Here is an 11371-nt window from a genome sequence, read left to right on the forward strand (position 1 = left end):
TCATCTAGGCTTGGGCCAATCGAAACGCTTCGACTGTTTCCTCGGTCAACTTCGACGAATCCCGGGCCAGGTTGCCAGGTCGCAGAGCTGCGCAGAGAAGCAGCCGGCCTGGCAATTAAGCCTTCGTCAGACCAACAGAAGTCCACACAAAGGAGTGCAAATCATGCTTGGAAAATACACCGCACCTGAACGCAGCGCCTCCCTGAAGGAGCTCGGCCGTGCAGGGGTAGGCCGCCGGTCGTTCCTGGGCCTCGTCGGTGGTGCCGTGGCCTTTGCCGCCCTCCCCGCGCTCACGTCATGCAGCAGCGGCGGCGCGGCCCCGCAGGCCACCAGTTCCGCAGGGATGTCCGACGCCACGTCCAAGCTCGTGCCCAGCTACATCCCGCTTGACATCGTCAAGCCGGACATTCCGAGTGTGAACGGTACTGCGCCGGGCTTCACCAAATTCCCCTCATCCTTGGTCAAGTCAGTGCAGGGTGTTCCGGGTAAAGGCGGAAGCTATACAGCCATGACCCCGGCATGGTGGGCAATCCCGCAGGCGGATAACAGCTACTTCCAGGCCGTGAACGAACGGCTGGGCTCAAAGCTCAATTTCCAGGTCAGTGACGGAAACACCTACGCAGACAAGATCCAGACTGTACTGGCCTCACCCAAGGATGTGCCGGACTGGGTGGTCATCCCGTCCTGGAACCTCCCGCCGCGGTTCGGCCAGGCAGTCAAGGGCCTCTTCACAGACCTTTCCGAGTACCTTGCCGGTGACAAGATCAAGAAGTACCCCAACCTCGCAAATCTCCCCACCGCTGCCTGGAAGTACAGCTGTTTCGAGGGCGGGCTGTATGGGCTGCCGTACCCGAACGAGCAGGTCGGGAACGCCTTCTTTTACCGCAAGGACCTGTTCGATGAAATGGGCCTGGAACAGCCAAAGTCCGCCGATGAATACATCGCACTGGCCAAGGAAATCACTGACCCGGCCAAGAACCGCTGGGGTTCTGAAGATGTGTGGACCGGTGCACAGATCATGCACGGTGTGGTGGACAAGTGGAAACTGGTGGACGGCAAGCTCCAGAACAAGGTCGAGTCTGACGAGTACAGGGCGGCGCTCGAATGGGGCGCAAAGCTCTTCGCATCCGGCGCAGTTCACCCGGACGCTGTGGCCGGCAACTCACAGAAGGCAAAACAGCGCTTCGAATCCGGCGCGTCGCTGATGACCAATGACGGGGTTGGTGGCTGGCATGAAGCCCTGGCCCGGGTCCTGCCCAGCAACCCGAAGTTCCAGCAGCAGCCCATGGACTTCTTTGCCCCCGACGGCGGCAAGCCCACGTTGTTCCGCGGCTTACCCGCCGCCATCTTCAGTTTCATCAAGAAGACGGATGATGCTTCGAAGGTTGAGGAAATGCTGGCCCTGGCCAACTTTGTGGCCGCTCCCTTCGGTACGGAGGAGAACATGCTGATCAACAACGGCGTTGAAGGCATCCACTACACCCTCGACGCGCAGAACGTTCCGCAGGCCACGGCCAAGGGCACTGCGGAAGTCACCAGCACGTACGCCTTCCTGGTGAACTCCACCGTGGTGAACAACTTCGTCCAGTACCCCGGCTACGTGAAGGCCAAAACGGACTGGGAAATCCGGCAGGCCCCCTACGTGGTTGACCCCCTCTTCTACGGCCTGCAGATCCAGGAGCCCAGCAAGTTCGGCTCTCTGGGGAAACCGCTCGACGACCTTTCCAAGGACATTCTCCGCGGGCGCAAGAGCCTTTCGGAGCTTGACGGGGTCGTCGCCACGTGGAAGAAGAACGGCGGAGACGAACTGCGTGAGTTCTACGCAGGATTCCTGAACGCCTAGGACGCCAACAATGACCACTTCCGAATCCACCCTGGCCGCCTCACGGGTTCAAGCACGAGCCGGCCATAGCCCGGGCCGCCCGGACGGCGCACGCCAAGCGGACCTGTCCATGACCCGCAAGAAAGCAAGCCTGCGCATCAGGCTGCGGCGGGACAAATCCCTGGTGCTGATGACCTTGCCAGCCATCGCCCTGCTTTTGGTCTTCGCTTATGTTCCGATGCTCGGCAACGTTGTGGCGTTCCAGGACTATTCACCCTTCGTGGGCATTCCGGACAGCCCCTTCGTTGGGCTCGACAACTTTACCCGCGTCCTGGGGGACCAGGGCTTCTGGCTCGCCGTGAGCAACACCCTGGTGATTACGGCCTTCCAGCTGGTCTTCTTCTTTCCCGTCCCCATTGTGCTGGCGCTGCTGCTCAACTCCTTGCTGTCCCCGGCACTGCGTTCCACCATCCAGGCCATCGTCTACCTGCCGCACTTTTTTTCCTGGGTGCTGGTGGTTTCGGTGTTCCAGCAGGTGCTCGGCGGGGCCGGCCTCCTAAGCCAGAGCCTGCGGGCCCATGGCTGGCAGGCCATGGATATTATGACCAACCCGGACACTTTCCTGTTCCTGATTACCTCACAGGCAATCTGGAAGGATGCAGGCTGGGGAATCATCGTGTTCCTGGCCGCGCTCAGCGCCATCGACCAGGAGCAGTACGAGGCAGCGGCCGTCGACGGAGCGAACCGCTGGCACCGGATGTGGCACGTGACGCTTCCGGCGCTGCGCGGCGTCGTCATCCTGCTGCTGATCCTTCGCCTGGGTGACGCCTTGTCCGTGGGCTTCGAACAGCTGATCCTGCAACGCGACGCCGTCGGGGCGCAAGCGTCAGAGGTCCTGGACACCTTTGTCTACTACACGGGCGTTCGTAATGGCGACTGGGGCTATGCCGCGGCGGCCGGCCTGATCAAGGGCGTGGTATCGCTGGCACTCATTCTGGGTGCCAACAAACTGGCCCACCTATTTGGAGAGAGCGGGGTGTACTCAAAGTCATGAGCACAATCACCAAACCGGCAGCAACAGTTTCAGCGGCGGTGCGCCGCAACAAGTCGTCAAGGCCAGCGTGGGAGGAGGAACCGGGCTCGGCGGCGAAGATCGGCAAGGCGGCCGTACTCACCATGGTGGTGATCGCCGTGCTGGGGCCGTTGTACTCAATCGTCCTCACCAGCCTCTCCTCCCAGGCCACCATTACCTCGGCCGGCGGAATGGTGATTGTGCCTGGGGAGATCACCCTGGACGCCTACCGCCAGATCATCAGCGGGGGCGTAGTCACACGGGCGGTGCTGGTCAGCGTGGGAGTCACCGCTGTGGGAACCCTGCTTAGCATGGTGGTCTCGGTGCTGTGCGCGTACGGCCTGTCACGCCCCGGCTCCTTTGCCCACACGCCGATCCTGTTCACCCTCCTGCTGACTATGTTCTTCAGCGCCGGCATGATTCCGGCCTTTCTCCTGGTCTCCGGCCTCGGCCTGATCAACACATACTGGGCCTTGATCCTGCCCGGTGCCATATCGGTGTTCAACATCATCATCCTGCGGGGCTTTTTTATGGGGATAGACCGCGGGATCCTGGACAGCGCACGGATCGATGGAGCCAGCGAATGGCGGATCCTGTTCCAAATCGTGCTCCCTATGTCCAAGGCAGTGACAGCTGTTATTGCCCTCTTCTACGGGGTGGGCTACTGGAACGCGTTCTTCAATGCGGTGCTGTATATCAACGACAGCGCCATGAACCCGCTCCAGGTGGTGCTGCGCTCCTATGTCCTGCAGGGCGTGATGATCCCGGGCCAGATTGCCGTGGGCCAGGGGGCGGCACCGTCCCTGGCCCTGCAGATGGCCGTGATCGTTGTGGCCGTGGTGCCCATCCTCATGGTCTACCCCCTGGTGCAGAAGCACTTCACCAAGGGAGTCATGATCGGTGCGGTGAAGGGGTGACCCGCAACGGCGCCACGCAGGCCTTCCTAGCTGCGGGCAGCAGAGGTTTCGCGCTGCACCAGGGAAGGCGTAATGAGCCGGATCTCCACGGGCTTGTCCGAGTTGAGCCGGTCCATGACCATCTCGACGGCGGCACGTCCAATGTCGTGGGCAGGTATCGAAACGGCCGTCCACGGGTGGGCGGCAGCCATCGCCGCATCCTCGGGAGCGATGGCAACAACCGAGATGTCCTTCGGGATCTGCAGACTGTGCACGGCGAGGGCTTCCCGCAGCAGCGGGAGCAGTCCTTCGTTGTGGACCACCAAAGCTGTAGCGGGTTCCGGAGCCGAGAGGATGGCATTCAGGGCGACGGCGAGGGCGGCGGACGTGGGTTCGCAGGCCCTGAGGGCAGCCGTGATGCCGGCAGCATGGCAGGCATCCTCAAAGCCCTTCCGTGCACGGTCGGCATAGGTGGCGTGCCGCTCCAGGGAGGCCTGCGGGGAGCCGATGAAGCCAATGCTCCTATGGCCGAGTTCTGTCAGGTGCCGCACGGCAGTGCGGGAGGCGGCTGCAAAATCGAAATCCACGCAGCTCAGGCCCAGCGGATCGTCCGGGAAGCCGATCAGGACAGCAGGCTTCCGGAGCTTCGCGAGCTGGGGGATCCGGGGATCACGGGCTTCGATATCCATCATGAGCAGTCCGTCCACGATGGACTGGGAAGTCACCCGGTGGATGCCGTCGGCGTCGTCCTGGGTCAGGAGGAGCACGTCCTGGTTGTAATCCCGGGCAGTGGTTACAACGCCTGCTACGAACTGCATGATCACGCTGACGTTGACGTCCGCCCGCAGGGGAACCATCAGACCGAGCACGTTGGACCTGCTGGACGCAAGGGACCTCGCGCCGGAGTGGGGGCTGTAGTCAAGCTTCCTGATGGCCGCGAGGACCTGTTCCCGCGTTTCCTCGGAGATGGTCCGCTTGCCGCTCAGCACGTAGGACACGGTGCTGGTGGAAACCCCTGCAGCCTTGGCCACGTCATTCATGGTGGCCATGGCCACTCCCTTCCATTGCGCGTGGACACCATCATAGCCACAAAAATTGCACCAAACGTCGCGCTATTTCGATTGCAATCGACTGTCCCGCCCCATGATTCCGGTCTAAAGCAGCCAAAACTGCCCAGCCATAATTGAAGCGATTCGATACCATGATCAACTTTGACCTTCCTTCCACCTCCACGCCTCAGCGCGGCCTGGACTCCCTGACCGAGACACTGGGACTCATCCACGGCGCCGACTACAACCCCGAGCAGTGGCCGGCGGAAAGCTGGCCGGAGGATATCCGGCTGATGCAGCAGGCCGGCATCAACCTTGCCACGGTCGGGGTGTTCAGCTGGGCAACGCTTGAACCCCGGGAAGGAGCCCGCAACTTCGGCTGGCTGGACCATGTCCTGGACCTGTTGCACGACGGTGGCATCCGGGTCTGCCTGGCCACCCCCACGGCATCACCGCCGCCATGGCTGGGCCACCATTACCCCGAGACGCTTCCGGTGGACGCGGACGGCCGCACCCTCTGGTACGGCTCGCGCAACCAGTTCAGCCCGTCATCGGCCAGATACCGCCGGGCCGCGGCAGCCATTACGGAATCGTTGGCCGAGAGGTATGCGGACCACCCGGCAGTTGCCATGTGGCACGTGGGCAACGAGCTGGGCCAAATCAGCTACGACGACGAAACCGCGCTCGCATTCCGCGTCTGGCTGATGCGGAGGCACGGATCGATGGAGGAACTGAACCGCTCCTGGGGCACCGCCTTCTGGGGCCAGCGGTATGGCAGCTGGGACGAGATCATGCCGCCGCGACGGGCGCCTTACCTGATCAACCCGAGCCAGACCCTGGACTTCCAGCGCTTCACTTCCGACCAGCTGCTGTCCCTCTACCGCGCGGAACGGGACATCATCCGCCGCTACGACGCCACCAGCCCGATCACTACCAACCTGATGGGGTTCTTCCGCGGCGCTGACTACTTCTCCTTCGCCAAGGAAACGGATGTCGTGGCCAACGACTGGTACACCGATCCGGCCGATCCGAAGTCCCACCGGCTGGGCTCGCTGACCCACGATCTGTGCCGGGGGCTCTCCCGCGGCGAACCGTGGCTGCTCATCGAATCCGCAACCTCGGCCGTGAACTGGCGCGAACACAACGTGGCCAAGCAACCGGGCGAACTGCGCGTGGATGCCCTGTCGGCCATCGCGCGGGGAGCGGATGGCGTCTGCTACTTCCAGTTCCGCCAGTCCAGCTTCGGCGCCGAACGCTTCCACTCAGCCGTAGTCCCCCTGGCGGGAGAACACACGCGCGTGTTCCGCGAAGTGACGGAACTTGGCAATGACCTGCAGTCCCTGCGCCAGCTGGCAGGCACTCCGTGCAAAGCGAAGATCGCGGTCCTTTTTGACTGGGACAGCTGGTGGGCCGCCGAAGCACCCGACACCCCCACCGGCCGGCTGGAAGTCGTGAAGCAGATTCAGGCTTTCTACGAGCCGCTCCGGCGGAGGGGACTCGCCGTTGAAGTGGTCCATCCTTCCGCGGACCTGGGCAGGTACGAGCTGGTCCTGGCGCCGAGCCTTTTCATGCTGGGGCAGTCCAACGCGGAAGCCCTTGTGACGTTTGTGCAGCGCGGCGGACACCTGGTGGTGGGCCCGTTTAGTGCAGTGGCGGACGGGAACGGACATTTGGTTCCCGGGCGCTTCCCGGGTGTCCTGGCGGACCTTCTTGGCGTGGACGGCGAGGAGTGGCTGCCGCTGGCTTCGCCGCTGAGATTCGAGTTTGGCAGCGAGGTACCCGCAGAACAGTCAGGCCCGTCCTGGCACGCCAGTATCTGGGCAGAAGACCTGGCGCTCCGGGAGGAAACAGCGGAAGCAGTGGCGCGCTTTGGCGAGGGGCGGCTGGAAGGCAAGCCCGCCGTCGTACGTAACCGCAAAGGCGAGGGAAGCGCCTGGTACGTTGGCGCGGACCTCCCGGCAGACGCCCTGGACCGGGTCTTAGTTCTGGTACTCGAGGCCGCCGGCATCGCCTCGCCTGTGGCCGAACAGCTGCCCGAACCGGTGGAAGCAGCCAGCCGCGGCGGCCACCTGTTCCTGCTCAACCATTCGAACCTGCCGCAAGCGGTCCATCTTGGCTGGGCGTCCGTGGACCTGCTCACCGGCGCGGAGCACAGCCAGCATCTGACTTTGCCGCCTTTCGGGGCTCTCGTACTCAAAGAACCAGGGAAATAGAGGAACATCATGAAATTCACGGACGGCTACTGGCTCTACCGTAAAGGCCTGTCCGCACTGCATCCGCGGGATGTGTCGGATGTGGAAGCCTCAGAGGACAAACTGGCAATCTACGCACCCACCAAGAGGATCGAGGGCCGTGGCGACGCCCTGAACTGTCCCCAGCTGACCATCACCTTCCAATCGCCTCTGCCGGATGTCATTGGCGTGACCATTGAACACTTCCAGGGCGGAGTGGACAAGGGACCGCACTTCGGGCTGAAAGAAGGCACCGCGGACGTCAGCATCGGGAACGACGACGGCGGCACGGCCACTTTCACCTCCGGCGGCCTCACCGCACGCATCAACACGGCGGGAGACTGGAACGTTGACTTCCTGGGTGACGGCAGGCTGCTGACCAGCTCGGTGCCCCGCAGCATCGGCGTGATCACGGACCAGGACGGGAAGCACTTCATCCACGAACAGCTGACACTCGGCGTGGGCACCAACGTCTACGGCCTCGGCGAACGGTTCGGGCCCCTGGTCAAGAACGGCCAGTCGATCGACATCTGGAACGAGGACGGCGGCACGTCCAGCGAGCTCGCCTATAAGAATGTGCCTTTCTTCATCACCAACGCCGGCTACGGCGTGTTCGTGAACCACCCGGAGCGGGTGTCGTTTGAGATCGGCTCCGAGGTGGTGTCCCGGACGCAGTTCAGTGTTGAGGGCCAGAAGCTCCAATACTTTGTGATCCACGGGCCCACCCCGAAGGACATCCTGCGGCGGTACACCGAACTGACAGGTCGGCCCGCCCGCGTTCCTGCATGGTCGTACGGGCTGTGGCTGTCCACGTCCTTCACCACGGACTACGACGAGAAGACTGTGATGTCCTTCATCGACGGGATGGCCGAGCGGAAGCTTCCGCTGTCCGTGTTCCACTTCGACTGCCATTGGATGCGTGCCTTCCACTGGAGCGACTTCATCTGGGACCCTGCCACGTTCCCTGACCCCGAAGGCATGCTCCGCAGGCTCCATGAACGGGGGCTCAAGGTGTGCGTGTGGATCAACCCCTACATCGCCCAGCGCTCGCATCTGTTCCGTGAAGGCGCGGAGATGGGCTATCTCGTGAAAAGGGCGGACGGCTCGGTCTGGCAATGGGACATGTGGCAGGCCGGCATGGGCCTGGTGGACTTCACCAACCCCGACGCCGTCACCTGGTACCAGGACAAGCTGCGCACCCTGCTGAACCAGGGCGTGGATTCCTTCAAGACCGATTTCGGCGAGCGGATTCCCACTGACGTGGCCTGGCATGACGGATCCGATCCGCAGCGGATGCACAACTACTACGCCCAGCTCTACAACAAGACGGTTTTTGACCTGCTCACCAAGGAACTGGGCGAAGGCCAGGCCGTGCTGTTCGCCCGCTCGGCAACGGCAGGCGGGCAGCAGTTGCCCGTCCACTGGGGCGGGGACTGCGAGTCCACCTTCTCCGCCATGTCCGAATCCCTCCGCGGCGGCCTGTCCCTGGCGGCCTCGGGGTTCGCCTTCTGGAGCCATGACATCGGCGGGTTTGAGGGGACTCCTGATCCGGAGTTGTTCAAGCGCTGGATCGCGTTCGGGCTGCTGTCTTCGCACTCCCGGCTGCATGGTTCCAACTCGTACCGGGTGCCCTGGCTGGTGGACGACGAATCCAGCGACGTTCTCCGCCATTTCACCGAGCTGAAGATGCGGCTCATGCCGTACCTGCTCGCTTCGGCCGAGGACGCGCACCAGACCGGAGCGCCGCTGATGCGGCCGATGTTCCTGGAGTTCCCCGACGACCCTGCCTGTGCCTACCTTGACCGGCAGTACATGCTCGGACCGGACCTGCTGGTGGCGCCGGTGACTGGCGCGGGCGGGTCGGTGGATTTCTACCTGCCTGCGGGAACGTGGACCCACCTGGAAAGCGGTGAGCAGCTTGCGGGGCGGCAATGGCACCGCAAGGAGTTCACAGTGCTTGAGGCAGCTGTCTACGTCCGCGAGGGCGCAGTCCTGGCGCTGGGAACCGTGACGGACAGGCCTGAGTACGACTGGGCGACGGACATGGAATTCCGGGCTTTCGCGGCTCCCGAGGGGCAGCGGGGGATGGTTGTCGTTCCCACGCCCGACGGCGGTTTTACCCGCTTTGAGGTGACGGTGGAAGACGGCCGGGCGGTCGCCGTCGTCAACCCATCCATGAAATTTGAAGCGCAAAGGAGTTTGTCGTGAAGGAGTTTGTTCCGGAGACCATCAGGTGGGGCATCCTCGGCCCGGGATCCATTGCCAGGCAGTTCGCCAAGCAACTTCCGTCCAGCCAGACGGGGGAGCTCGTAGCGGTCGGCAGTTCTGACCGGACCCGCGCGAAGGACTTCGCGGCGGAAGCCGGTGTCCCGCATGCGATCACCGGCACCTATGAGGAGGTGCTGTCGAGCCCGGATGTTGACGCTGTCTACGTGTCAACCGTGAACACCAGCCACGCGCAGCTCGTTCTGGCAGCGTTGCGCGCAGGCAAGCATGTGCTGTGCGAGAAACCGCTCGCACCGAACCATGGAAGCGTCATGGCTATTGTGGACGCCGCGCGCACGGCAGGCGTCATCCTCATCGAGGCCTACATGTACCGGTTCCACCCGCAGACGGTGAAGCTCCTCGAGCTCATCCGAGACGGAGCCATCGGACAGGTCCAGCACATCGATGCCAGCTTCTGCTTTGACGTACCTGAGAAGAAGGGCCGGTTGTTCGACGCGAACCTTGCCGGGGGAGGCATTCTCGACGTCGGTGGCTATCCCGTGACGATGGCCCGTGCCGTGGCAGGCGCAGCGTCCGGGCAGCCCTTCGTTGAACCCGTCGACTTGCAGGCGGCCGGCTATGTCGGCAGCACAGGCGTGGATGAGTGGGCCGTTGCACACGTGACCTTTCCCGCCAACCTCACGGCAACACTGCGTGCCGGCATTCGCCTCGAGAACCCCGAAGAGGTGACAATCTTCGGTTCGGAGGGCACCCTGTTCCTCTCGGATCCCTGGACAATTCACGGCCGGCAGGAGTTGGTGCTCCGGCGCGTGGGGGAGCAGCCGCAGAAGTTCACGTTCGCTTCGGACAACCCGGCTAACCGGGCCTACGCTCTGGAGGCCGACGCCCTGGCAAAAGCAGTCGCAACCGGCCAAGAGCCCCCTGAGATGTCCCTTGACGACACGTTGGGAACCTCCGCTGTGCTGGAGCGCTGGCGGGACCAGGTGGGCGTGCGGTTTCCGTTCGAAGCCGAGGAGGCCAACATTCCTCCCGTATCTGGCCTGCCGTTGGCTGTAATGCCGGATACACCTATGCGCTATTCACGGATTCCAAGGCTGGACAAACCGGTCTCCAGACTTGTTATGGGCTGTGACAACCAGCCGAACCTGGCGCACGCTTCGTCACTCTTTGACGTGTTCTGGTCGTCCGGGGGTAACACCTTCGACACGGCATGGATGTACGGCAACGACGGTGAAAACGAGAAGCGCTTCGGAAAGTGGCTCGCCAACCGGGGGGTTCGCGAGGAAGCGGTCGTCATTGTGAAAGGAGCCCACACGCCGCACTGTGATCCTGATTCCCTGTCCCGGCAACTGCTGGAATCCCTGGAGCGGCAGGGACTCGAGTATGCCGACGTTTACCTCATGCACCGTGACAATCCGGACATCCCCGTTGGTGAGTTTGTTGATGTATTGGACGAGCACGCCGGCGCGGGGCGCATTAGGGCGTTTGGCGGGTCGAACTGGACCGTGGAGCGGTTTGATGAAGCGAATGCCTGGGCGGCTGCGAATGGCAAGCGGCCCCTCACGGTACTGAGCAACTACTTCGGCTTGGCGGAGGCCTACGATGTCCCCTGGGCCGGATGCCGGGCTGCCACCGACCCGGAGTCCAAACGCTGGCTCGCGGAACGCGACGTAGCGCTCCTGCCTTGGTCTTCACAGGCCCGAGGGTTTTTCGCCCGCGCGAACCCCGCCGATCTCACGGACTCAGATCTCGTGCGTTGTTTCTACGGCGATGCGAACTTTGAGCGGAAGCGCCGCGCTGAACAGTTGGCAAAAGAATTCGGCGTGCCGGCCACGGCTGTGGCGCTGGCCTACGTGCTGGCCCAGCAGTTCCCAACCTTCGCCTTGGTTGGGCCACGGTCAATCGCGGAGTATCGCTCCACGATGACGGGTCTCGGCATCGAACTGAACGAGGAACAGACCTCGTGGCTGGATCTACGCAACGGCCAGAACAGCTTTTAGCAGCTGTCCGGACCGCGCGGGCACAGCAAGGCGTTCTGGATGACGGAGGCCGCCGGGTAGGTCCGCCAGGGTGCG

7 protein-coding genes are annotated in these 11371 nt (G+C 63.2%); 6 read left to right on the forward strand and 1 reads right to left on the reverse strand.

Going from position 1 to position 11371, the window contains the following annotated elements:
• Window positions 1-163 precede the first annotated feature (163 nt).
• Genes QFZ40_RS01120 through QFZ40_RS01130 form a run of 3 tightly spaced genes read left to right on the forward strand, consistent with a single transcriptional unit; the run spans window position 164 to window position 3811 of the window.
• A complete protein-coding gene (locus QFZ40_RS01120; RefSeq protein WP_306902371.1) occupies window positions 164-1843 on the forward strand; it encodes an extracellular solute-binding protein in 1680 nt (559 codons plus the stop codon).
• A 10-nt stretch (window positions 1844-1853) separates the two neighbouring features.
• A complete protein-coding gene (locus QFZ40_RS01125) occupies window positions 1854-2876 on the forward strand; it encodes an ABC transporter permease (protein WP_373427375.1) in 1023 nt (340 codons plus the stop codon).
• Window positions 2873-3811, forward strand: a complete 939-nt coding sequence (locus QFZ40_RS01130) for a carbohydrate ABC transporter permease (RefSeq protein ID WP_306902372.1) — start codon at window positions 2873-2875, stop codon at window positions 3809-3811. Before QFZ40_RS01125 ends, QFZ40_RS01130 begins: the two co-directional genes overlap by 4 nt.
• A 26-nt stretch (window positions 3812-3837) precedes the next feature.
• Here QFZ40_RS01130 and QFZ40_RS01135 read toward each other — a convergent pair whose 3' ends face one another.
• A complete protein-coding gene (locus tag QFZ40_RS01135; protein WP_306902374.1) occupies window positions 3838-4839 on the reverse strand; it encodes a LacI family DNA-binding transcriptional regulator in 1002 nt (333 codons plus the stop codon).
• A 134-nt stretch (window positions 4840-4973) separates the two neighbouring features.
• On the opposite strand from QFZ40_RS01135, the gene QFZ40_RS01140 reads away from it, so the two are divergent.
• The 3 genes from QFZ40_RS01140 to QFZ40_RS01150 are packed head-to-tail and all read left to right on the forward strand — an operon-like array spanning window position 4974 to window position 11296.
• Complete coding sequence (locus QFZ40_RS01140) at window positions 4974-7052, forward strand: beta-galactosidase (protein ID WP_306902375.1); 2079 nt, start codon at window positions 4974-4976, stop codon at window positions 7050-7052.
• Between the two features lie 9 nt (window positions 7053-7061).
• Window positions 7062-9278, forward strand: a complete 2217-nt coding sequence (yicI, locus tag QFZ40_RS01145) for an alpha-xylosidase (RefSeq protein ID WP_306902377.1) — start codon at window positions 7062-7064, stop codon at window positions 9276-9278.
• On the forward strand, window positions 9275-11296 hold the full coding sequence (locus QFZ40_RS01150; protein WP_306902378.1) for an aldo/keto reductase: 2022 nt from the start codon (window positions 9275-9277) through the stop codon (window positions 11294-11296). Before yicI ends, QFZ40_RS01150 begins: the two co-directional genes overlap by 4 nt.
• Window positions 11297-11371 lie beyond the last annotated feature (75 nt).

Origin of the sequence: Arthrobacter pascens (genome assembly GCF_030816475.1) — a bacterium.
GTDB lineage: Bacteria > Actinomycetota > Actinomycetes > Actinomycetales > Micrococcaceae > Arthrobacter > Arthrobacter pascens_B.